Genomic DNA, 22,669 nt, shown 5'->3' with positions numbered 1-22,669 from the left:
ACCTTACTAGTTATACCTTGAGTATTTATTGTGGGTGAGAAAGAGGTGCCTATCTTTTGTTGAATGCACTCATGCAAGCTTTATCAGAAGAACGTGATATTGAATCGATTGCTGCGGGTGTCCGTGCAGGAATGAAGGAGCAATTGGTATCCGGCTTGTCCGGTTCAGCTCGTCAGGTGATGATGGCGGCACTTCAGATGCAGTTGGATCGTCCAGTACTCGTCGTCACACACAACATGTTCTCTGCACAAAAAGTAGCTGATGACCTGCAAGAATGCTTGTCGGCGGATCAAGTGCTCTTATACCCGGCCAATGAGTTGGTAGCTGCAGAAGCAGCAATATCAAGTCCAGAAGTGATTGCGCAGCGCATCGAAGTGCTCACCCGGTGTGCACGTGGATTCCGTGGGATAATCGTAACGCCGTATGCGGGATTGCGGCGCTTTTTGCCTGCCCGCGAGATGATGGCTGAGGCTGGCATATCTCTGTCGCTAGGCGATGAGCTTCCACTGGAAACCTTCCTGGCAGAAATGGTTGCGTGCGGCTATGAGCGTACAGAACGTGTCGAGGCCAAGGGAGAGATGAGCGTCCGTGGTGGGATTGTAGATATTTATCCAATCACAGCTCCTTATCCGTATCGAATTGAATGGTTCGATGATGAAATTGACTCCATTCGCTCATTCGACACCCAGGATCAACGTTCTATCGATAAGTTGAAGCAATTGACAATACTGCCTTGCAAAGACTTAATTGCAGACGAGACACGCTTCGCCGCTGCGGCCGAGGCGACTTTTGCACGTCTTGAAGAACAGCTGGGCAAGATGTCCGATCGCCAAGTAAAGGAGAAGCTTGAGCGGGAAATCGGGCATGATATCGAACGAATGAGAGGTTCTGTTTATTTTACAGAGCTCTATAAATATGTGGCGCTGCTCTATCCAGAGAAGCACACATTATATGATTATATGCCGAAGGACACGCTGCTTGTCGTAGATGAGCCTGCTAGAGTCATGGAGACAGCCAAACAGCTTGAACGAGATGAACTGGAGTGGAGCACACACTTGTTGTCGAATGGCAAGACATTGCCAGCGCTTCCTCTAGGAGTGACATCTGACGTCGCAATGGGCAAGCGCCCATTCCAGACCGTATTTATGGCGCTGTTCCTCAGACAGGTTCCTCATACGCAGCCGCAAAATATCGTGAACGTCATGTGCCGCTCCATGCAGAACTTCCATGGACAAATGAATGTCTTGAAAGCAGAAATGGAACGGTGGAAGAAGTCAGGCGCCAACGTCATTATGCTGGCGAACGGTGATGAACGAATTGAACGGATGCGTCGTGTGCTTCAGGATTACGCAATACCAGAGCCTACGATTTTAAAGGGCAACCTGCAGACAGGCTTTGAGCTCCCGTCCATTCACCTTGTAGTTATTACTGAGGGTGAGATGTTCTCCGGCAAGCAGCGGAAGACACGCCGCACGGAACTGAACGCGAAGGTGGACAATGCGGAACGGATTCGCAGCTATACGGAACTGAAGGTCGGCGATTATGTCGTCCATCAGAATCATGGCATTGGGAAGTATATCGGAATTGGGACGCTGGAGATTAACGGTATCCATAAGGACTATCTGCATATTTTGTATGCGGGTGGGGATAAACTATCTGTCCCAGTGGATCAGCTTCATCTCATCCAGCGTTATGTGAGCTCGGAAGAGAAGGAGCCGAAGATCTATAAGCTGGGTGGCACCGAGTGGACGAAGGTTAAGAGTAAAGTTCGTTCCTCCGTGAAGGACATTGCTGACGACTTGATCAAGCTGTACGCAGCAAGACAAGCATCTAGCGGTTATGCCTTCGAGAAGGACACACCAGAGCAGCGGGAATTCGAGGATATGTTCCCATATGATGAGACGCGAGATCAACTGCGTGCCATCGAAGAAATTAAGCAAGATATGGAGAAGGCGAGTCCGATGGATCGTCTATTGTGCGGTGACGTAGGGTATGGCAAGACGGAAGTTGCGGTTCGAGCTGCCTTCAAGGCTGCAATCGAAGGCAAGCAGGTGGCGATACTCGTACCAACAACCATCTTGGCACAGCAGCACTATGAGACGTTCCGTGAGCGATTTGCCGACTATCCATTTAATATTCAGGTTCTTAGCCGATTCCGTTCCCGCAAGGAACAGAACGAATCCATGAAAGGGCTAAAGTCGGGTGTTGTCGACGTCATTATCGGCACTCACCGCCTGCTCTCTCAGGATGTTGTTTTCAAAGATTTAGGATTGCTGATTGTCGATGAAGAGCAACGTTTTGGCGTAACGCACAAGGAGAAGTTGAAGAAGCTGAAGATGAATGTCGACGTGCTGACACTGACGGCAACACCTATTCCGCGTACCCTGCATATGTCCATGCTCGGCGTCCGGGATTTGTCTGTTATCGAGACACCGCCAGAAAATCGATTCCCTGTTCAGACCTACGTGCTTGAATACAGCGATAATTTAGTTCGCGAGGCAATAGAACGAGAGCTGGCAAGAGGCGGGCAGGTCTACTTCCTGTTCAACCGAGTGCAGGGGATTCATCAGATGGCCGACCATATTAAAATGCTCGTGCCGGATGCCCGTGTGACGGTAAGCCATGGGCAAATGTCCGAGACAGAGCTGGAGAAGACAATTCTCGACTTCTTGGATGGGGAATACGATGTGCTCGTCAGCACCAGTATTATCGAGACAGGCGTAGACATTCCGAACGTGAACACGCTCATCGTTCATGATGCGGACAAGATGGGTCTGTCGCAGCTGTATCAGTTGCGTGGGCGAGTGGGCCGCTCGAACCGGATTGCTTATGCTTACTTCACTTATCAGCGCGACAAGGTACTGAACGAGGTGGCAGAGAAGCGTCTTCAGGCGATTAAGGAGTTCACCGAGCTTGGCTCCGGATTCAAAATTGCGATGCGCGACTTATCCATCCGAGGGGCGGGTAATCTGCTAGGTGCGGAGCAGCATGGATTTATTGCATCTGTTGGATTTGATCTATACTCGCAGATGCTTGCAGATGAGGTGAACAAGCGCAAGGCGGAGATCGATGGTGTCGCTATTGAGGATCAGCAGGAGCTTACAACCCTCATCGACCTGAACGTAGATGCGTATTTGCCGCCGAATTATATTTATGATAGTATTCAGAAGATTGAGATTTATAAAAAGGTAGCGGGACTTGCTACATTGGATGAAGTCGAAGAACTGCGGGATGAACTCATCGACCGCTTTGGTGAACCACCTCTTGCTGTCCTTCAATTACTCGCTGTCGCTAGGCTGAAGCTTCATGCGAAGCAGTATGGATGGGAGTCAATTGTACAGCGTGGAGATGTGGTCACGATCAAGGTCCATTCTTCGGCGGATCCGTGGTTAGACCGCAAGAAGATGGCTGCTGTTGCATCTAAACTCGACAGACGGATTAATGTCGATCAAGAGGCTTGCGGTGCTGTGAAGTTCAATGCACGAGGCGTTGATGCGCTGCAGCTGTTAATGATACTAGAGCAATTCATGCAGGAAGCTAAGGGTGCCATCAAATCGAAGGGAGAATTGCAGAATGTTGCAAAATAACAAGACGCGTTCCAAGAAGTGGTTGTTGCTGGCATTGTCTGCGGTACTCGCAATATCCGTATTAGCCGGATGCGGCAACAAAGACGAGAAGTCAGCGGGCAAGGCAACCGACAACAGTAAAGTCGTTGCTACGTATGAGGGAGGACAGATTACACAGAATGATTTCGACAAAGAAATCTCGAACATGCTGTTCTTCTATCCGGAATACGAGCAGATTATTAGCATGGATCAATTCCGCGACTACTTCGTGAAGCAGCAAATCGCGTATCGCTATTTGGATGGCAAAGCACCGGAGAAAGCAAAGCAAACCGGTAAAGATAAAGCCAAAGAACAAATTGGCTTGATGAAGAAGCAAGTCGGAGACAAGCAGTTCAAAGAAATGCTGGACAAGCGCAAACTCACGGAAGAGGAAATTACGGAGTATATGGCGCGCATCTTGACAGTTGTACAGGATTACAACGGCAAGGTAACGGAAGATCAGCTCAAGGCTGAGTTCGAGAAGAATAAGAAGGATATGACAACTGCTTCCGTTCGTCATATTCTCATTGGATTCAAGGACAAAGAAGGCAAAGAGCGCAAAAAAGAAGATGCTCTGAAGATGGCTAAGGATGTACAAGCTCGTCTGAAGAAGGGTGAAGACTTCGCGAAGTTGGCTGAGACAACGTCTGACGATCCAGGTTCCGCTAAGACTGGTGGTCTGTACAAGGACGCTGCTGTAAGTCAATGGGTACCGCAATTCAAGGAAGCTGCCTTGACATTGCCGCTTAACCAAGTGAGCGATCCAGTTGAGACAGACTACGGCTACCACGTTATGCGTGTGGAAGATCGTAAAGAGAAGGAATACAGCAAGTTGACAGAAGAAGAGAAGGAAGCATTGCGTACGCGTGCAGCTTCTGAGCTGATGAACAACTTCATGCAGAAGGATCTGGATAAGCTGATCAAGAAAATCGACCTTCCTAAGACGGAGACAAAGCCGGAAGAGAAGAAGGACGAGAAAAAAGATCAGAATACAGAAGCTCCTAAAGATACAAAAGCAGAATCAGGCAAGTAAAGGCATGCCGCGAGATGATATGTCATCATCTCGTGCCGTAGCCCTTTCCCCTCAAGGGGAAGGGGCTATTTTTCGCGGAAGGTATGGAAACGGAATGAAATATTCATAAAAACAATAAAAAATTTTCATTTCCGGTTTCATCCTCTAAAAATACGTTTATTTACATTTGTCATGGCTTGGGGAAAATTAGACATACTATGTTAGCGGCTATTCAAATTACTACCGGTCGTAATTTGGATGGTGTGATCTTTTCACTGTGTACACAGAAGTAAAATGCCAAAAGTACGATAATGAAGTTTGATACTAAAGCAAATCCAACATTTCGCATTGATGTCGAAAAAGATAAGCTTTGTTTCGACAAAATCAGAGGAAAAAACTAAAAAATTCCGGTATATTGATGTAAAATGTGAAAATTTTAAGAATTCGTTCTAAAAAAATGTCGGTTAGTGTCGAAAAATGTGATTTTTTTTGCAACTTGGATGGCATTACCTACGTATGATGTGTATGTATAAGAACTTGGGAGCAGATGAATACTATGGTCAGTATTACAAACCATTCCGCATCCCTCCTAATTAACAATAATACAGTAAATCGAAAATACTTACTGAAAGCGGGGCAACTCATAATGAAAGCTACTGGAATTGTACGTCGTATCGATGACCTCGGACGTGTTGTAATCCCTAAAGAAATTCGTCGCACTTTGCGCATTCGCGAGGGAGATCCTCTTGAAATTTTCGTTGATCGTGATGGAGAGGTTATCCTTAAGAAATATTCCCCAATTGGTGAATTAGGCGACTTCGCTAAGGAATATGCGGAATCCTTGTATGAGAGCACAGGACATATCACAATGATCTCTGACCGTGATACTGTAATCGCAGTTGCTGGCGGATCGAAGAAAGAATACATGGACAAGCAAATCGGGATGTTGCTTGAAAACTGTATGGAAAACCGCAAGACAATGATCGAAACGAACGCAGGCAATTATGAAATCGTAAAAGACAGCCAAGAAGCTTTCTCTTCTTTCGTTGTTGCTCCAATCGTTGCTGGTGGAGATCCTATCGGTACAGTTGTTATGCTTAACAAAGACGACAGCGTGAAAATGAGCCAAATGGAAGTGAAAATGTCGGAAACGGCTGCTGGCTTCCTTGGTAAGCAAATGGAGCAGTAATCCGAAATTTGCTAACGAAAGTCCCTGCTCATACAGGATGCGTGTATACGCAGCTTGAGCGATGCAGGGGCTTTTTTTGTGCTCTGAGCTCTTTTGTGCTCTGAGCTCTAATATCCAGTTATCCCTTCGCCGTTGCAGAGGCATATTGATTAGCCGCATTTTTTTCTTGTTGGGCAGGAGCGCTGAAAATACGAGATTGCAGACATCATAGACGGTGCTGCAGCTTCTATGCATGGAGCTTGCCCAGGCAAGGAGGAATTGGCCTGTCTTGATATGCTATAATACGTTACGAATGTTAGAGATGGGCGGGGATGACGGTTGAACAAACGAACCCCCCGAGTTGCGGGGCAAGTTATGTCCGGCGCTTTATTGCTAGGCATGGCGACGATAGTGTCGAAGGTAATCGGAACACTGCAGAAAATCCCGCTGCAAAATATCGGGGGAGACGGTGTATTCGGCATATATAACGCGGTATACCCATTCTATGTGCTGCTAGTAGCGATAGCTAGTGCGGGTATTCCAGTTGCGGTAGCACGGCTCGTGGCAGAATGCGAGGCAGCTGGGGATGAGGTAGGCTCTGAACAGGTGCTTCTAGCATCCAGTCTGCTCATGACGGTTACTGGGATTGCCGGGTTCTTCGCTATGCTGGCTGGCGCAGAACAGATAGCCAGTTGGATTGGCAATCAACATACGGTGGCCGCTATCCAGAGTGCTGCCTATTCGCTGCTTGTAATGCCGCTGGCCGCTGCTCTCCGAGGCTACGATCAGGGCAGTGGACGGATGACGTCAACAGCTGTATCGCAGGTTATCGAGCAGACAGGACGCGTAGCGGTCATGATTGGGCTTCTGCTGTACTATAGTCATCTGGGCGCAGCGGATGAGACAATCGCTGCAGGAGCTACGTTTGGATCATTTGCGGGTGGTCTATGCGGGTTGCTAACTATGATGATCTTCCGCTGGAGGGAGAAGCGTAGAAGCCACAGTCGACTGCGGAAAAAACCGCAATTAGGGATGAGGCAGCAGGCAGGCGCCATCTGGAGCTGGATTCGGAAGCTGACATGGACTGCCCTGCCAATTTGTTTAGGTGCAATTGTGCTGCCAGCGGTAAATGTAGTGGATGTATTTACGGTGCCTCGGTTTCTGCTGCAGCAAGGGTGGAGTGAGGCAGAGGCACTCGCACAGTTCGGCGTGTACAGCCGGGCGTATCCTCTTGTGCAACTTGTCACAATGGTGGCGAGCTCACTTGCTGTGGGGGTCGTCCCGATGGTGGCGTCGCTCATGCGCAGAGAGGGTACTGTCGGTCTTGCGCCGACTATTAAGATAGCTCTTCGCTGGTCGTGGATGCTTGGTCTTGCTGCTACCGTCGGGCTCGTCGCCTTGGCGGAGCCGCTCAATGTGGCATTGTACACGGACAGCGCGGGAACGCTGACGTTCGTGCTGGTGGCATCCACGGCTGTAAGCGGCGTATTCCACGCCGTATCAGCCGCGCTTCTGCAGGGCATGGGCGCGGTGCGTGCGCCAGCCGTGCATCTTGTATGCGCCGCAATCGTGAAGGCGGCGCTGAATGTATGGCTGATCCCGGCCTACGGCATTGCCGGGGCAGCCATCTCTGCTGCGGCCTCGCTTGGTCTGGCCGCAGCATTGAACGCGCATGCGCTCGCCGTCGCAAGCGGCGTGCACTTCGCCGCCTGGGGCGCTCGCAGCGCGCGCCTTGCGCTGGCGCTTGGCGGCATGGCTGCTGGCGTCAGCCTGGCCGCGGCCGTTCCAGCTTGGCTCGGCGCTACTGGCCGCTTAGCGGCCCTGCTCGCCGTAGCCGTAGGCGTGCCGCTTGGCGCGGCTATATTCGCCCTGCTAGCCATCGCACTCGGTGCAGTTCGGCCGCAGGAACTGGCCGAGCTGCCGCGCATCGGGCCGAAGCTTGCTTCATTCGCTGCGCGATTCTCGCCCCGCATGTGATTCTGTGGGCAGAAGTGTGGGGAATAATACACAGTGATGCAACAATCGAAGGGAGATTCATTCATGCCTGGAACCATTACTGTCGTCGGGCTCGGCTCCGGCGATGAAAGCCAATTGACGTTAGCCGTATGGAACTTGCTGCGCGAGGCAAAGCAATTGTACGTACGCACGGCTGACCATCCGGTAATCGCATATTTGCAACAGAATGAAGTCGCATTTCGCTCATTCGATTCCGTATATGAAATGCAAGACGATTTCCCATCGGTGTACAAAGAAATTGTTCGCCAATTGATGGCAGCTGCTGCTGTCAGTCCCGAGAATCCGATTGTATACGCTGTTCCTGGGCATCCGATGGTCGCAGAGTCAACGGTTCGCTTGCTGCGGGATCAATGCTCGGAACAGGGCATTGAGCTGCGAATTATCGGGGGAGAGAGCTTCCTGGATCAGGCGTTCCTACGTTTCGGATTCGATCCGATTGAAGGGTTCCAACTGCTTGATGCGGCTGGACTGCAGGCTGATGGCTTGAACCCAAGGTTGCACACCGTGATTGGACAAGTGTATGATACGTTTACAGCGTCTGATGTGAAGCTGGGACTGATGGAAGTATATCCGGAAGACTATGAAGTCGTAGTAGGCCATGCGCTTGGCGTAGAAGGCATGGAGCATATGCAGCGCATTCCGTTGTATGAGCTGGATCGCATTGAAGGCTACGGCAACCTATCCTTAATTTGGGTTCCACGCACCGACAGTGATGAAGTGCGCAAGCGCACATTCGGTCGCCTGCATGAGATTGTCTCGATCTTGCGAAGCCCTGGAGGATGTCCATGGGATCAAGAGCAGACACATGAATCGATTCGCAAAAATCTGATCGAGGAGACGTATGAGGTACTAGAAACGATTGATGACGATGATCCAACTGCGATGCAGGAGGAGCTCGGCGATTTGCTGTTGCAAATTATGCTGCACTCCCAAATGGAGGAAGAAGTGGGTACATTCAGTGTATACGATGTCATCCAATCGTTGAATGAGAAGCTTATTTTCCGCCACCCGCATGTATTTGGTAATCATCATGCAGAAGATGTCGAATCCGCGCTTGGAACATGGGAACAGATGAAGGCAGAGGAGCAGCAGATCAAGGGAATTGCGGACGCGAGACCTTCCGTACTGGACGGTGTGCCGCGTGATTTGCCTGCGCTCATGAAGGCCTATAAGCTGCAGAAAAAGGCGGCTAAAGTCGGATTTGACTGGGACAATGCCAAGGATGTACTTGACAAAGTGGCCGAAGAATTGCAAGAATTGCGAGAGGCGATACGAGATGCGGGATCGGATCAAGACGATGCCGTGAAGGATGAAGAGCTGGATCATGCGCGCGAGGAACTCGGCGATCTATTATTCGCTGTCGTGAATGTATCTCGGTTCATTGACGCCGATCCAGAAGAGTCGTTAACATATACGAACCGTAAATTTGTACGCCGATTTCAATACATCGAAGAACAACTTCGTATAAAGGGTAAATCTTTTGACCAAACTGATTTACTAGAAATGGAGCAATGGTGGCAGGAAGCGAAGCGCTTAGAGCCATAATGCTTGGGGTGCAGCGGACTACTGCTCTCTATTTTTCGTCAAAATATGAAAAAATGCCGCACCCGGGAAGGAATTTGGTGATGAAGCAAGAATACATACAAGCATCAACATTCCAAGGCTCGGGCAAGCGCCTGTAGACCATTATTCATTTCAACTATGAAAAAGAGGAATTGGGAGGACAATACACATGAACAAAACAGATTTGATCAACAACATTTCCACAAAAAGCGGTTTGACTAAGAAGGACGTTGAATCCGTACTGAACGGCTTCTTCGGTGAAGTAACAGACGCTTTGGCTAGCGGCGACAAAGTTCAATTGATCGGCTTCGGCACATTCGAAACACGCAAGCGCGCTGGCCGCACAGGTCGCAACCCGCAAACAGGTAACACAATCGAGATTCCTGAATCTACAGTTCCTGCATTCAAAGCGGGCAACAAGCTTAAAGAAGCTGTAAAATAATGCGTCTAGACAAGTTCCTGAAAGTATCGCGGCTCATCAAGCGGCGTACTATCGCGAAGGATGTGTCCGAGCAGGGGCGTGTTGAACTGAATGGCCGTGAAGCGAAGCCGAGCACGACAGTGAAGGTCGGCGACGAGATTACGGTACAATTCGGGCAGAAGCTCGTCACCGTCCGAGTAGAGCGTCTCCAAGAGACGACGAAGAAGGAAGAGGCGGCGGGCATGTATACGCTGCTGAAGGAAGAAGCAATTCCAAGAGACAACGGATTGAACTGGTAACAGCCAGTCCATTGCGATAGAAATGCATATTCCAACGAGCAAGGAAGCGGTTATCCGTCTGAGAGGACGGAACCGCTTCTTTTGATTTGCGAGGAAACATTCAGCGTTGTTGAGCAGTTGTATATAGGTCTCTAATTGATATGGAGCATTATGGGTATTCAGTGACGGTGCTGTCATGCGGAGGACATACGCGCTATAATGGAATAAGCAATCCCACTCAGGTGGGATTCAACATCATAACATTCCGTGCTTCAGCACGGGAGAGGTTCGCAATCTCCCTCTATAAAAAACTAAGGCTGACAGCATCCTACAGGGCTATCTTTCCTTAGTGCTGTCTTTTTTTGTGCTTACAGGAGCTGTATATCGGCTAAAGCCAACGAACAGTCAACCTGAGCAAGCACAGGCCTTCTGTCTTAGGAGACCCTTTATAGGGTTGTGAGGGGACAGGAAAGGATGAAGAACACATGAAGCAAGTAAATGAACAACTATGCAACAACCACGTTTCCTCAGCCGGCGAAGCAGCTTGGAATGCAGATTCCCGTAGCCAAGCACATGCGGGACGGAAGCAAGGCAAGGCTGTCGTCGTCTTTAGTGGCGGGCAAGACAGCACGACCTGTCTGTTTTGGGCACTGCAGCGATTTGAGGAAGTCGAGACGATCACCTTTGACTATGGACAACGCCATAAGTCAGAGCTGGAGCATGCGAAGGCGATTGCCGGCAAGTTGGGTGTACCGCACCGGATCCTCGATATGTCCTTGCTCAATCAACTGGCTCCCAATGCGTTGACGCGAGACGACATCGCGATTGAACAGGAAGAAGGCGAACTTCCGAGCACCTTTGTGGAAGGACGGAACTTATTGTTCTTCTCCTTCGCTGCTGTCTATGCGAAGCAGATTGGAGCACGCCATATCGTTACAGGAGTATGTGAGACGGACTTCAGTGGTTATCCAGACTGCCGCGACGTATTTGTCAAATCGCTCAATGTTACGCTGAATCTGGCAATGGATTATGGATTCGTACTGCATACCCCGCTGATGTGGCTGGATAAGGCAGATACGTGGTGTCTCGCTGACGAACTTGGTGCCTTCGATTTCGTTCGTACCGAGACAGTAACTTGCTACAACGGACTTCCGGGAGATGGCTGCGGAGAGTGCCCATCCTGCAAGCTGCGCAAGGCAGGACTTGAATGTTACCTGATGGAACGTAAGCAAGAGGAGGGGGCAAGCCGATGAGTACTCCTGGGCCATTCCGTATCGTCGATAAGCTGCAAGTGCTGGGAGCCAACATTTCACAGGATTCGTTGCGTTATCACCGCCACCGGGTACTTGTGAGCAAAGAGTTCACCTTCGATGCTGCCCACCATTTACATGCTTATGAAGGCAAATGTAAAAACCTTCATGGGCATACGTACAAGGTTGTTTTTGGGTTAAGCGGATTTGTAAATGAAATCGGGCTGGCGCTCGATTTTGGAGATATAAAGGAGATTTGGAAGGATAGAATCGAGCCTTATCTCGATCATCGTTACTTGAATGAAACACTCCCACCGATGAATACAACGGCAGAGAACATGGTCGTGTGGTTGTATGAACAAATGCAAGTTGCATTGCAAACTGAACCTTACGCAGAGCGATGCGAAGGGGGAAGAGTAGAATTTGTTCGGCTCTATGAGACTCCGACCAGCTATGCGGAATCACGACGGGAGTGGATGGAGCAATGACGATCCCTGTGCTGGAAATATTTGGCCCTACCGTGCAGGGAGAAGGGTTTCTAGTCGGCCAGAAGACGATGTTCGTCCGTACAGCCGGCTGTGATTACCGCTGCTCTTGGTGCGATTCTGCCTTTACATGGGATGGTTCTGCCAAAGATGACATCCGTCAGTTGACGGCAGATGGTGTTATTGAAGAGCTGGATCGTCTGGCTAAGGGGCGCTATGGGCATGTTACGATCTCAGGCGGCAATCCTGCCTTGCTGGAAGGTATGGGCGAGTTGGTTCAACGTCTCAGTGAACGCGGGGTTCGCACGGCTGTAGAGACACAGGGATCACGCTGGCAGGACTGGCTCTTGGATATTGATGACGTCACGCTGTCTCCGAAGCCGCCAAGCTCTGGGATGGGTACGAACTTCACACGCTTGGATGAGATCGTAGGCAAGCTATGGAATCGGTCTGCACGCAAGGGACTATGCCTGAAGGTCGTTGTGTTCAATGAAGATGACATGGAGTATGCGATAGAAGTTCATGAACGATACCCTGAGATTCCGTTCATCATGCAGACGGGGAATGAGGATGTCCATAGCGGAGATGACGAGGAGTTGGTACAGAAGCTGCTTCGACAATATGAATGGTTGATCGATAAGGTTGCCTTAGAACCGCGCTTGAACCAGATACGCGTGCTGCCTCAGCTGCACACATTGGTGTGGGGCAACAAGCGTGGCGTATAGCGCGATGACTATCTCTACCTACACAGATGGAATGGTTTTCTAAATACAAGTATGGCTCGTACAACTCATGCAGGATTACAGATTATCCTACGAATAATGATACAGAAGGAGATTCAATGACGATGGCAGGAAGAAATGAAGCAGAATTGCATTTGAAGCAGCTTGGATTAAAGACGGAGTACCCGTCAGACTATGCACCAGACATTTTGGAGTCATTCGACAACAAACATCCTAACCGGGATTATTTCGTCAAATTCAATTGTCCGGAATTTACAAGTCTATGTCCGATTACGGGACAGCCAGACTTTGCGACCATTTACATCAGCTATATCCCGGGTGCGAAATGTGTGGAGAGCAAGTCGCTCAAGCTGTATTTGTTCAGTTTCCGCAACCATGGCGACTTCCATGAGGATTGCGTGAACATCATTATGAATGATCTGATTAAGCTGCTTGATCCGAGATATATCGAGGTATGGGGCAAATTTACCCCGCGTGGCGGCATCTCGATTGACCCGTACTGCAACTATGGCCAGCCGGGAACGAAGTTTGAAGACATGGCTGCTCATCGATTGATGAACCATGATATGTATCCAGAGAAGGTAGACAATCGTTAAGTATATGAATGCTGGTAAGCGACTGAGCAATCACTACAAATAGAGCAGGCGAAGAGAGAGTATATGTTCATAGTATAAACCTCTCTCTTTGCTATAGTTGCAGTTCTAATCTTCAATCTCCTTCATAAGCTAGTGTTGAGAAGGAGGGGTACATGCCATGGTTGATTTCAATAAGCCAGCGGCCAAGCGCCAAGAAGTGAAGATGATGAACCGCAAGCTCCTCGAGATTAGCGGAGTGAGCAAGGTAGAGAGCTTCGACAGTGAGGAGTTCCTGCTAGATACAGAATGCGGCTTCTTGACGATACGCGGCCACAATTTGCATATTAAAAATTTGAGCCTGGAACAAGGCTTGGTTGCCATCGAAGGTACGGTCAACTCCCTGACCTATTTGGATGCGAATACGCAGGACAAGTCGAAGGGCTTTTTCGGTAAGTTATTCAAGTGAACCTCCACACCCAATGGATGACCGTGATGCTCATGATGATGAGCGGACTTGCGCTTGGTCTGGTGTTCGACAGCTACCGTGTCGTCGCGGGCCAATTCAAGTTTCCACGGTGGACGCTGCCTGTATTTGATCTGCTCTATTGGCTGGCAGCGACGCTATTCGTGTTCCAAATGCTCGTGAAGGGCAACCAGGGAGAATTAAGATTTTATGTGCTGCTTGGTCTAGCAGCAGGCGCATGGCTGTATGCTGTCTTCCTTAGCAGAATAACCGTCATGATTGTGAAATGGGCAGTTGCCGCCATTAAGGCCATATGGCGCTTCACAATGCGGTGTGTGTATGTGCTTATTGTACTGCCGTTCAAAGGGATATGGGCAGGAATAAAAGCACTTACATTATTTTTCATATCGTCTGCTATGTTCCTCCTCAAAATTGTGCTACAATGTTTACGACCGCTCTGGCTGCTCATCGCATGGTTGTTCAAGCCGCTTGTCATGCCGCTATGGAACCGATTCAGAATGACGGAACGGTGCAAGGGCATATGGCAAGGGTTGATATCAGCCGGCAAGCGCATTTCCGCGTGGCTCATCGGTGTACGTTGCCAGATGAGGCGGTTCCTTGACCTGTTTAGACGTAAGCGCTAGCGGGTAAGGTGTATCGTGAGCTACTGATACAAGGGGGTGCACGTATGTCGGTGTCTAAATCCCGAAGACATACTCCAAGCCGCAACCAAGATAACAAAATAGCGGGAGCCAAGCGCAGATTGCGCATGTGGCTGATCTTCATGGCGTTGTTTATAGGGTGGGGCACGTATACGTACTTCAGTCAATTGAACACGATGGAAGAGCTTCGCTCAGATTTGAAGGCGCGTGAGAAGGAGAAGGGCGAAGTCGAACAGGTTCGCAACGATCTGCGTCAAGAGGTCGATCGGCTCAATACAACGGAATACATACTGCAATTGGCGCGAAGCCGAGGTATGGTGCTTCCGGACGAACTCCTCATCCGCAAACACGACGAATAGAGCGTAAAATCAGGACAACCGTCGGTTGACCAATGTTGCGCCATTACAGTATAATCACGACATAAGCATTGCTTTTTTGCTTTTGAGCAATGTTCCGTTTAACATTTTAAGGGAGGAACATTTTATTCTATGACAATTGAAGTGGGCACCAAGTTAGAAGGCAAGGTGACAGGGATTACGCATTTTGGAGCGTTCGTTGATCTGTCGGGAGGTGTCACGGGACTGGTTCACATCTCTGAAATTGCCGATAACTATGTCAAGGACGTGAATGACCATTTGAAGATTGACGATACAGTCACGGTCAAAGTTATTAACGTCGACAAGGACGGCAAGATCGGCTTGTCTATTAAGCAAGCAGTCGATAAACCTGTAACGGAACAGAGACCTCCAAGAGGACCTCGTCCGGACCGTCCTCCAGGAAGAGACGGGGGCAATAGCAGGTATGGACACGGGAACCGGGATCGAGGGGGACGCAAGTCGCCTAGTTTCGCTTCTTTTGAGGATAAGATGTCGCGCTTCCTTAAGGATAGTGAAGAACGCATTTCTTCTTTAAAGAAGAATACGGAATCCAAGCGTGGAGGCCGTGGAGCACGCCGCATGTAATCGTCCAGGACGACAACGTAAATAAAGCCGCAAGCCGGGCAACCGGATTTGCGGTTTTTTTGCGTGTGCATATAAGCAAAACATGTAGACATTTGGACGCCACAATCTGACGGGATCGCCGTTTCCTTGCTGCAAAATTGCTGGCAAAACTTTTTTTGTCGTGTCGGCCTGCCTGTACGACAGGTTCTTACGCCTTTCCGTATGTTTTATTGTCAAATGACGGTCGACCCTAGCGGATGGACGACAAAAATATGACATCTTCTCTTCAAAGCTGCTTAAATGGAAATCGCCCAAACCCCTGATACGCCGCACATATTCTGCACTGGAAAGCGCTCGCGACGCTTGTCGGAAAGTTTTTTTGACCCCTTTCCTTTTTATGACAAACTATTTCTATCACCTTTTCTATAATGAGAGGCACACAATTCATAGAATAGGTGGTGCCAAATGATGAGTAAGACAAAGATCATTCCATTTCCAAAAAGAGGCTGGCAGGATATCAAGGAAGAAGGAACCGGATGGATGAATGCTCCTAGCAAATGGCGTCTGGACGGATTCCAACGTATGCTAGGTACGCGCAAATGGACGATTATGTTCGTCCTGATCGGCTTCCTTCTTGGTCGTGCCATGATCTTGAATGAATTATTCCCGTTTGCGGCTGCCTTTTTTGCGGTTGTATATTTCTCGCGCCGGGAGCTGGCTACGTGGGTGGGAACTGCATTGTTAGCCGGAAGCTTGTTCGCTCCAGAGCAAATTACAATAATGATGGGGATGCAGCTGCTGCTCATTGTCCTCATGTATCGTGGATGGAAGGCTTATGATAGACGTTCAGATATGAACATCGCACCATTGATGGTGTTTACGGCTAGTCTTATTGTGAAGCTGTTCGTCACTTTTCTATCACACTCTTTTACTTGGTATGCCCTAGCAATGGATGTTACAGATGCGGCGCTTGGCTTCGTCTTAACGCTCGTATTTGTTCAAGCCCTACCCGTACTGACGATGAGTAAACGCAATTATACGCTTCGTGTGGATGAAATGATTTGCCTAATGATTCTGCTTGCTTCTATGATGACAGGTGCTGTCGGCTGGAGTGTACAGGGCATGCAGCTGGATCATATTTTATCACGCTATTTCGTTCTTCTGTTTGCCTTAGTTGGCGGAGCGCCGTTAGGCGCATCAGTAGGCGTTGTGCTTGGACTAATCCTTGGTCTTGCAGAGCCGAGCTCACTATCGCAAATGAGCGTACTAGCCTTCTCTGGTCTGCTTGCAGGACTGCTTCGGGAAGGGAAGCGCTGGGCAGTTGCCTTCGGTATGCTGCTAGGTACGGCAATCTTATCGGTCTATATTGGTCCGCCTGAGCAGGTCATGGTATCGACATGGGAGACAATAGCCGCAGCCGCCCTATTTCTGCTTACTCCCAAATCCATATGCCGCACATTGGCTAAGTATGTCCCAGGGACGAGTGAGCATACGAATTCACAGCATGAATATGCGAAGCGCATGCGCGACATGACGGCAGAGCGTGTCCAGCAGTTCTCCAAGGTATTCGATCAGCTGTCACACAGCTTCAAGCAGGCCGCACCTACGACGGCTGGTGATGCACCTGCGCAGGCAGGTGAGGAAGAGATAGCGGATGGGGTTATTGAGGCTGCATCTGTGGTTACATGCGGGGCATGCCCGCGAAGGCAGGCATGTTGGGGCCGCAAGTCGATCCAGACGATGACGATGATGAAGCAAATGCTCGTGAAGGTGGAGGGGAACCCGGAGTTCGCATGGAAGGACAAGCCGCTCCCACACTCTTGGAAGACACATTGTCTGCGGGCGCATCAGATGCTTACGGTGCTGCGAGATCAGCATATTCGACACATACATGAGGAACATTGGCGCAGGCAGCTGCAGGACAGTCGCCAGTTTGTAGCTGAGCAGTTATCAGGGGTTTCACAGGTCATGGACGACTTAGCGAATGAAATTCAGCGCGAGGGCAGAGAACTGTTCATGCAGGAGGAGCAGATCCGTCAGGCCGTAGAAGATCTAGGATTGTCGGTTCACCGTGTAGATATCATGTCACTGGATCCTGGGCGTGTGGAGATTGAAATGGTGCATTCCTTCACGGAAGGATATGATGAATGCCGCAAGCTGATCGCTCCGCTGCTGTCAGATATATTGGGCGAGCATATTGCCGTACGGGACGAATCCATTACCAGATCGGAAGGGCAGGGGGTGGTCTCCTTCGTAACCGCGAAGGCCTTTGAGGTTGATACAGGGATGGCGGGTACTGCCAAGGGAGGTGGAATGCTGTCGGGAGATAGCTTTAGTGCGCTCGAGCTGGGCAGCGGTAAGTTCGCAGTTGCCTTAAGTGACGGAATGGGGAATGGAGAGAGGGCGCGTTTGGAGAGCAGCACGGCACTTCACTTGCTTGCTCAGCTGCTTCAGGCAGGAATTGAGGAGCAGTTGGCGATCAAGTCCGTCAATTCGGTGCTGACCCTTCGATCTCCTGATGAAGTGTACGCTACGCTAGATTTAGCAATTATTGATTTATTCTCTGCCAAGACGATGTTGATTAAGAGTGGTTCAACGCCAAGCTTCATTAAGCGAGGCGAAGAGGTTCATTTAGTTTCCTCGAACAATTTGCCGATAGGTATATTACAGGATATTGAAATTGAACTGGTTGACGCCTCTCTATCACCGGGTGATATCGTGGTAATGATGACAGACGGGGTATTTGATGCGCCTGGGTCGGCCGTTAATAAGGAATTATGGATGAAGCGGCTCATCCAGGAGCTCGAGACGGACGACCCGCAGGAAATTGCTGATCTCCTGCTAGAGACTGTCATCCGGCATTCGGGCGGACGTATTGATGATGATATGACCATTGTTGTCACGCGTGTAACGAGACATCGACCACAATGGGCGACTTTGCACTGGAGTGGGGGTGATCGAATCGAACGGCCGATGCCTGTCAGTTGATTATCCATAAACAGACAATGAACGATTATTCCTCATTTGCTTCTAAGACTTCTCCCGAGAGGGGAGGACTCACACTATGGTTAAACTCTCCTATTATGGGGCACACTAGAACTAGATTCATAGTTGACCATAGGGAGATGAATGAAGGATGATGAAGCAAATTCTTCTCATTACGGATGGATGCTCCAATGTAGGCATTCAGCCCGCCATTGCCGCCGCGGAGGCAAGGGAGAACGGAATAACGGTCAATGTAGTCGGCATTGTTGATTATGGTACAATTGGACAATTGGGTGCTTGCGAGATTGAGGAGATTGCTAGTGCAGGCGGTGGTGTAAGCCGCATCGTGCAATCGCATGAGCTGTCACAGACGATTCAGATGATGACACGTAAGACAGTAGTGCAGACGATACAGCAGGCTGTGAATAAGGAATTGAAGCTAATTCTGGGTGATGCTGCAACTGATGGCGTGCAAGCACTTCCACTGGAGAAGCGTTCTGAAGTGGTTCGTGTCATGGACGATATGACGGAACAGTCAGCGCTCAAGGTGGCGCTGCTTATTGATGCTAGTGCAAGCATGAAGCCGAAGCTGGCCGCAGTCGAGGAAGCGATACGAGATTTAATGCTTAGCCTGCAAGCTCGAAGCGGCAAGAGTGAGCTGTGTGTATTTCATTTTCCTGGCCCATATGGGGGAGAGGAAGCAGTACAGGACTTGGAGTGGACGGATGAGATCACGCGTGCGAAGAAGTTGTTCCAGCGACTGAATATGCGTGGGACAACACCGACTGGCCCGGCTTTGCTGCAAGTCATAGATTATTATCTTGCGGCACCTCGTACTGTGAACAAGGAACCAGAAGTGGTGCCTATTAATCATCATGAAAGAATGGAAATGGACGGGGTATGGAGTGACTACATCGTTTAAGGAAAGGCGACAACTCAATAGAGCATCCCAAAAATCCCAAAAGGGAGACTCCCACCACCAGTTGCGGGCAGGCATGGTGCTGCATGGGGTATGGAATCACCGTGCCTATCGGATTAGCGTCTTCTTGGAAGTGGCGCCAATGGGGTAGTCTATCTGGTGACGCTGCTGTCGGCCCCTAATGATGGACGTGGGGGAGCGATAGGCACCTTTGCGTTGAAAATAAGCGCCAACGCCGTTGATCTCCAATCGGAAGTGAATGCCCTTGGCAGTCTGGAGAAGCAGCGGCGAACATCCTCCCGATCATCAGCTCACCAAGACAATCGCCCCTTCCTTGTTGATGTAGATGATGCAGATATGAATGGGGAGCGTATATCCTTTTATGTAATGCGCTATGTTCCAGGTGAAAGTATTAAAGCTTACATCCGGAAGAAGGGCCCCAGGTGGTACGGTATAGTGGGGAGCAAACTGCTGGCGAAGCTGCATAATGTACATCGGCATGGATGGGTTTTCGGCGATCTTAAGGCGGAAAATGTCATTGTAGGTAATGGCGGAGAGGTTGAGCTTGTTGATTATGGAGGATTAACGAGCAGAGGGAAGAGCGTAAAGCAATTCACTGAAATGTATGATCGGGGGTATTGGCATGCGGGCTCGCGTACCGCAGATGATGGATATGATCTGTTCTCATTTGCCATACTGACGATTCAGGTGCTCGGGGGAAAGGAGCTCCGTGAGCGCATGAAACGGGCATTGCCCCAAACGCGGGAAGTAAAGGAAGTACTGGAGCTTGTTCATACCCATCCTGTCCTGCGGCATTATGAGTCATGGCTTGTCCATGCGTTAAAGGGGACATTTTCAAATTCGGAAGAAGCATGCCGGATGTGGGATGAATTAAGTCGCCGCTTGCATCGATCGGGGATGCGGCCATATCGGCCAACTCCGCTATGGATGAAGTGGTTTTTTGCTGTATCTGTTATTTTGTTTGCAATTAGTATCGCATGGTGGACAGGAATCCCCTATTAATTTTATAGCCTAAATTGTGGTATATTGGTAACAATCATATGCATCTTATCCGTAGGAACAACGTAGTTATACATACATACTTATTAAGAAGATATTTCAGAATGGTAGCGGGTGAACTCAATCGACTTCCGATGGATGCAGTGCAGGCTTCACGGGCTCGATTGGTAGCACGCAGATTTTGAACGTGCTTCATCGATTTGGTATGCTTCATACATAGCAAGACGGGACATGAACCTGCACGTGAGTGGAGCTTTCTGCGGAAGCATGCAGGTGCTTGAATGAATGCGGGAATCGGGGATGAACAATGACAGCAGGACAATCAGCGGACGGTGAACAATTCAATGCTTGGGACAAATGGATAGAGCAATTGGAAGCCGATTGGTGTAAGAGAGGTCTTTGGGGTGCAGGTGCTGTAATGGTAGTAGCTGTATCAGGCGGTCCGGATTCGATGCTGCTTCTACATGCATTGGCTGCATTGAACGAACGAAGTGACTGCAAGCCGGGCAGGCTCATTGTTGCCCATGTTCATCACGGATTTCGCGGGCAAGAATCAGATGAAGAGGCCAGATTCGTCGAGCAGGAAGCGACAAGATTGGGGCTGCCATTTGAGATGATCCGGGTCGATGCTCCTGGCTTAGCGAAGCGGGAAGGACTTAATCCTCAGGCGGCAGCAAGGCAGCTTCGTTATGAGTTCCTCATCCGTACTGCCAGTCATTATGGAGCTACTCATGTTGCACTGGCCCATCATGCGGATGACCAAGCCGAGACCGTACTTATGCGCTTAATAAGAGGATCAGGCAGCACTGGGTTAGCTGGTATGGCGTGGAGCCGCGAAGAAGAAGGGCTGCTCTTTGTTCGGCCATTGCTAATGCTGCGTAAGATGGAGGTGCTCCATTGGTGCTCAGTGCGGGATATTCCATATGTGAACGACAGCAGCAACATCAAGCGCAGTTATTTTCGCAATCGGATGCGGCTGGATATTATCCCTCAGCTTGAGGAGGAGAATCCAAGACTAGTTGAAGCGCTCTGCAGGATGGCGGACTCACTGCGTGATGAAGATGCTTATATGGAAGCGGAGACCCGCAGGTTGTTTCAACGTCACGTAAAGGCGGTAAACGATGGTAGGTCTGGTGACAGCAATGCCGCATTATTTATTCCGCATGTGCAGGCGGGATATATTCTTGATCGGAACACCTTTCTAGGATTACATGTTGCTTTACAACGCAGGTTGATTAAACTAATATTAAATTATCTTACACGAGGTTCGGATCAGATTGATTTTGAAGCCGTTGACTCAGCAAGAGTGAGAGCAGCAGGCGAGTGTTCGACTACGTGGAGGGTGGATGTTGCTCAAGACATTGTATTTGCGCGTGAATATGAGCGTTTGCTATGGCTTCGGATACACCATGATTCTACAGAAGGTGCAGACTGCAAGACTGGCTTTACGATACATAGAACCGATGCAATGGGGCAATTGTCATTACCGAATAACAACAGCACACTGCGGTGGACGGCTGTGGCAGAAGTGAAGGCTGGCAGTGATGCCGGAAGGAGCGAGAGCTTTTCAGCGGGTCAACATCATCACGGACAGGCTTGGGAAGCTTCATTCGATGCTGAACAGCTGTGCTGGCCGCTTGTTGTTCGTACTCGGCAGCCGGGAGATCGGATGCGGGTGCAAGGACTAAATGGCAGCAAAAAAGTGCAAGATATGTTCGTTGACTTGAAAATCGCGCCGTCATTGCGTGACACGATTCCTCTTGTTGCGGACGCGAACGGACACATTGTGTGGATACCTGGAGTGCGGCGTTCTAATGCGGCATATGTGAAGCCTTCGACACAAGCGGTCGTTCATTTTGCACTGGAGGGCGGAGCCCATGAGCGATCTGTCCATCCATGAGGTAACGAAGACATAGCCGGTCATTGGCTTGCCGCATGGAACGATTAACGTTCACATAAGATTGAGTATTCACAATAGGAGGGCCCATCATTGCATAACGACATTGAGAAGGTAGTATTTAGCGAGGAACAGCTTCAAGCAAAAGTACAGGAATTGGGTGAACAGATTAGCCGCGATTACGCTGGTAAATGTCCACTCGTTATTTGCGTGCTCAAGGGCGCGTTCATTTTTATGGCCGATTTGGTTAAGAATGTTACAGTACCGTTGGAATTGGACTTCATGGCGGTATCCAGCTATGGCGCATCGACGAAGTCTTCGGGCGTTGTGCGTATTATGAAGGATTTGGATGTATCGGTTGAAGGCCGCGACGTTCTCATTGTGGAGGACATTATTGATACAGGGCTGACCCTCAGTTACTTAATTGAGGTGCTTCAGGGTCGCAAGGCGAACTCGATCCGTGTAGTTACTCTGTTCGATAAGCCGGCGCGTCGCACCACTAATATGGAAGCAGACTACAAAGGCTTCGTTCTGCCGGATGAGTTCATCGTTGGGTACGGACTTGATTTTGCAGAGAAGTATCGCAACCTTCCATACATTGGCGTATTGAAGCGTGAGATTTATTCCGACGAGGTGTAGAATCATTCATTCTCATCGCTTAGATGG

General features: G+C 49.6%; 20 protein-coding genes and 1 riboswitch. All 20 genes read left to right on the top strand.

Going from position 1 to position 22,669, the window contains the following annotated elements:
* Nucleotides 1–56 precede the first annotated feature (56 nt).
* A complete protein-coding gene (gene mfd / locus BBG47_RS13655; protein ID WP_021255236.1) occupies nucleotides 57–3,587 on the top strand; it encodes a transcription-repair coupling factor in 3,531 nt (1,176 codons plus the stop codon).
* Entirely contained in the window at nucleotides 3,574–4,638 is a 1,065-nt protein-coding gene (locus BBG47_RS13650; protein WP_021255235.1) for a peptidylprolyl isomerase, read from the top strand. Before mfd ends, BBG47_RS13650 begins: the two co-directional genes overlap by 14 nt.
* Before the next feature lie 625 nt (nucleotides 4,639–5,263).
* Nucleotides 5,264–5,806: a stage V sporulation protein T gene (spoVT, locus tag BBG47_RS13645; RefSeq protein WP_021255234.1), complete on the top strand. Its 543-nt coding sequence runs from the start codon at nucleotides 5,264–5,266 to the stop codon at nucleotides 5,804–5,806.
* Between the two features lie 318 nt (nucleotides 5,807–6,124).
* Nucleotides 6,125–7,762: a putative polysaccharide biosynthesis protein gene (locus BBG47_RS13640; protein WP_254659821.1), complete on the top strand. Its 1,638-nt coding sequence runs from the start codon at nucleotides 6,125–6,127 to the stop codon at nucleotides 7,760–7,762.
* 63 nt (nucleotides 7,763–7,825) lie between these two features.
* Entirely contained in the window at nucleotides 7,826–9,346 is a 1,521-nt protein-coding gene (gene yabN / locus BBG47_RS13635; protein ID WP_065292154.1) for a bifunctional methyltransferase/pyrophosphohydrolase YabN, read from the top strand.
* A gap of 187 nt (nucleotides 9,347–9,533) precedes the next feature.
* Nucleotides 9,534–9,806: an HU family DNA-binding protein gene (locus BBG47_RS13630; RefSeq protein WP_021255231.1), complete on the top strand. Its 273-nt coding sequence runs from the start codon at nucleotides 9,534–9,536 to the stop codon at nucleotides 9,804–9,806.
* On the top strand, nucleotides 9,806–10,084 hold the full coding sequence (locus BBG47_RS13625; RefSeq protein ID WP_065292153.1) for an RNA-binding S4 domain-containing protein: 279 nt from the start codon (nucleotides 9,806–9,808) through the stop codon (nucleotides 10,082–10,084). The genes BBG47_RS13630 and BBG47_RS13625 overlap by 1 nt, the downstream gene beginning before the upstream one ends.
* Before the next feature lie 256 nt (nucleotides 10,085–10,340).
* Nucleotides 10,341–10,384: riboswitch (PreQ1 riboswitch) on the top strand.
* Nucleotides 10,385–10,548: 164 nt separating this feature from the next.
* On the top strand, nucleotides 10,549–11,316 hold the full coding sequence (gene queC, locus BBG47_RS13620) for a 7-cyano-7-deazaguanine synthase QueC (protein WP_083189292.1): 768 nt from the start codon (nucleotides 10,549–10,551) through the stop codon (nucleotides 11,314–11,316).
* Nucleotides 11,313–11,801, top strand: a complete 489-nt coding sequence (gene queD, locus BBG47_RS13615) for a 6-carboxytetrahydropterin synthase QueD (protein WP_065292152.1) — start codon at nucleotides 11,313–11,315, stop codon at nucleotides 11,799–11,801. The genes queC and queD overlap by 4 nt, the downstream gene beginning before the upstream one ends.
* Nucleotides 11,798–12,523 carry a 7-carboxy-7-deazaguanine synthase QueE gene (queE, locus tag BBG47_RS13610; protein WP_065292151.1) on the top strand — a complete coding sequence of 242 codons (726 nt, stop codon included), beginning with the start codon at nucleotides 11,798–11,800 and terminating at the stop codon, nucleotides 12,521–12,523. Before queD ends, queE begins: the two co-directional genes overlap by 4 nt.
* A 122-nt stretch (nucleotides 12,524–12,645) precedes the next feature.
* A complete protein-coding gene (queF, locus tag BBG47_RS13605) occupies nucleotides 12,646–13,137 on the top strand; it encodes a preQ(1) synthase (protein ID WP_065292150.1) in 492 nt (163 codons plus the stop codon).
* Between the two features lie 157 nt (nucleotides 13,138–13,294).
* Nucleotides 13,295–13,582 (top strand): sporulation protein YabP, encoded by a 288-nt coding sequence (gene yabP, locus BBG47_RS13600; RefSeq protein ID WP_065292149.1) that lies wholly within the window; start codon nucleotides 13,295–13,297, stop codon nucleotides 13,580–13,582.
* On the top strand, nucleotides 13,579–14,223 hold the full coding sequence (gene yabQ, locus BBG47_RS13595; RefSeq protein ID WP_065292148.1) for a spore cortex biosynthesis protein YabQ: 645 nt from the start codon (nucleotides 13,579–13,581) through the stop codon (nucleotides 14,221–14,223). The genes yabP and yabQ overlap by 4 nt, the downstream gene beginning before the upstream one ends.
* Before the next feature lie 44 nt (nucleotides 14,224–14,267).
* Nucleotides 14,268–14,600, top strand: coding sequence for an FtsB family cell division protein (locus BBG47_RS13590; protein WP_021255189.1), 333 nt, complete (start codon nucleotides 14,268–14,270; stop codon nucleotides 14,598–14,600).
* A 129-nt stretch (nucleotides 14,601–14,729) separates the two neighbouring features.
* Nucleotides 14,730–15,203 (top strand): S1 domain-containing RNA-binding protein, encoded by a 474-nt coding sequence (locus BBG47_RS13585; RefSeq protein ID WP_021255190.1) that lies wholly within the window; start codon nucleotides 14,730–14,732, stop codon nucleotides 15,201–15,203.
* 447 nt (nucleotides 15,204–15,650) lie between these two features.
* A complete protein-coding gene (gene spoIIE, locus BBG47_RS13580; protein WP_065292147.1) occupies nucleotides 15,651–18,170 on the top strand; it encodes a stage II sporulation protein E in 2,520 nt (839 codons plus the stop codon).
* A 151-nt stretch (nucleotides 18,171–18,321) separates the two neighbouring features.
* Nucleotides 18,322–19,089, top strand: coding sequence for a vWA domain-containing protein (locus BBG47_RS13575; RefSeq protein WP_065292171.1), 768 nt, complete (start codon nucleotides 18,322–18,324; stop codon nucleotides 19,087–19,089).
* Between the two features lie 156 nt (nucleotides 19,090–19,245).
* Entirely contained in the window at nucleotides 19,246–20,109 is an 864-nt protein-coding gene (locus tag BBG47_RS13570) for a protein kinase domain-containing protein (RefSeq protein ID WP_254659819.1), read from the top strand.
* Nucleotides 20,110–20,413: 304 nt separating this feature from the next.
* The gene (gene tilS, locus BBG47_RS13565) at nucleotides 20,414–22,006 is read left to right on the top strand and encodes a tRNA lysidine(34) synthetase TilS (protein WP_065292146.1); all 1,593 of its coding nucleotides are present in this window, start codon (nucleotides 20,414–20,416) and stop codon (nucleotides 22,004–22,006) included.
* Nucleotides 22,007–22,096: 90 nt separating this feature from the next.
* On the top strand, nucleotides 22,097–22,642 hold the full coding sequence (gene hpt, locus BBG47_RS13560) for a hypoxanthine phosphoribosyltransferase (RefSeq protein ID WP_021255195.1): 546 nt from the start codon (nucleotides 22,097–22,099) through the stop codon (nucleotides 22,640–22,642).
* Nucleotides 22,643–22,669 lie beyond the last annotated feature (27 nt).

Source organism: Paenibacillus sp. KS1 (genome assembly GCF_001680695.1).
Classification (GTDB): Bacteria; Bacillota; Bacilli; order Paenibacillales; family Paenibacillaceae; genus Paenibacillus_B; species Paenibacillus_B suaedae.
The sequence above is the reverse complement of the archived record's forward strand: the minus strand, read 5'-3'. Positions and strand labels throughout refer to the sequence as shown.

What these genes read in the sequence shown, in the direction of transcription:
- queD (WP_065292152.1), top strand. Translation starts at nt 11,313, where the DNA reads ATGAGTACTCCTGGGCCATTCCGTATCGTCGATAAGCTGCAAGTGCTG.
- BBG47_RS13575 (WP_065292171.1), top strand. Translation starts at nt 18,322, where the DNA reads ATGAAGCAAATTCTTCTCATTACGGATGGATGCTCCAATGTAGGCATT.
- queC (WP_083189292.1), top strand. Translation starts at nt 10,549, where the DNA reads ATGAAGCAAGTAAATGAACAACTATGCAACAACCACGTTTCCTCAGCC.
- BBG47_RS13590 (WP_021255189.1), top strand. Translation starts at nt 14,268, where the DNA reads ATGTCGGTGTCTAAATCCCGAAGACATACTCCAAGCCGCAACCAAGAT.
- BBG47_RS13625 (WP_065292153.1), top strand. Translation starts at nt 9,806, where the DNA reads ATGCGTCTAGACAAGTTCCTGAAAGTATCGCGGCTCATCAAGCGGCGT.
- queF (WP_065292150.1), top strand. Translation starts at nt 12,646, where the DNA reads ATGGCAGGAAGAAATGAAGCAGAATTGCATTTGAAGCAGCTTGGATTA.
- yabP (WP_065292149.1), top strand. Translation starts at nt 13,295, where the DNA reads ATGGTTGATTTCAATAAGCCAGCGGCCAAGCGCCAAGAAGTGAAGATG.
- tilS (WP_065292146.1), top strand. Translation starts at nt 20,414, where the DNA reads ATGACAGCAGGACAATCAGCGGACGGTGAACAATTCAATGCTTGGGAC.
- spoIIE (WP_065292147.1), top strand. Translation starts at nt 15,651, where the DNA reads ATGAGTAAGACAAAGATCATTCCATTTCCAAAAAGAGGCTGGCAGGAT.
- BBG47_RS13630 (WP_021255231.1), top strand. Translation starts at nt 9,534, where the DNA reads ATGAACAAAACAGATTTGATCAACAACATTTCCACAAAAAGCGGTTTG.
- yabN (WP_065292154.1), top strand. Translation starts at nt 7,826, where the DNA reads ATGCCTGGAACCATTACTGTCGTCGGGCTCGGCTCCGGCGATGAAAGC.
- BBG47_RS13585 (WP_021255190.1), top strand. Translation starts at nt 14,730, where the DNA reads ATGACAATTGAAGTGGGCACCAAGTTAGAAGGCAAGGTGACAGGGATT.
- queE (WP_065292151.1), top strand. Translation starts at nt 11,798, where the DNA reads ATGACGATCCCTGTGCTGGAAATATTTGGCCCTACCGTGCAGGGAGAA.
- spoVT (WP_021255234.1), top strand. Translation starts at nt 5,264, where the DNA reads ATGAAAGCTACTGGAATTGTACGTCGTATCGATGACCTCGGACGTGTT.
- BBG47_RS13650 (WP_021255235.1), top strand. Translation starts at nt 3,574, where the DNA reads ATGTTGCAAAATAACAAGACGCGTTCCAAGAAGTGGTTGTTGCTGGCA.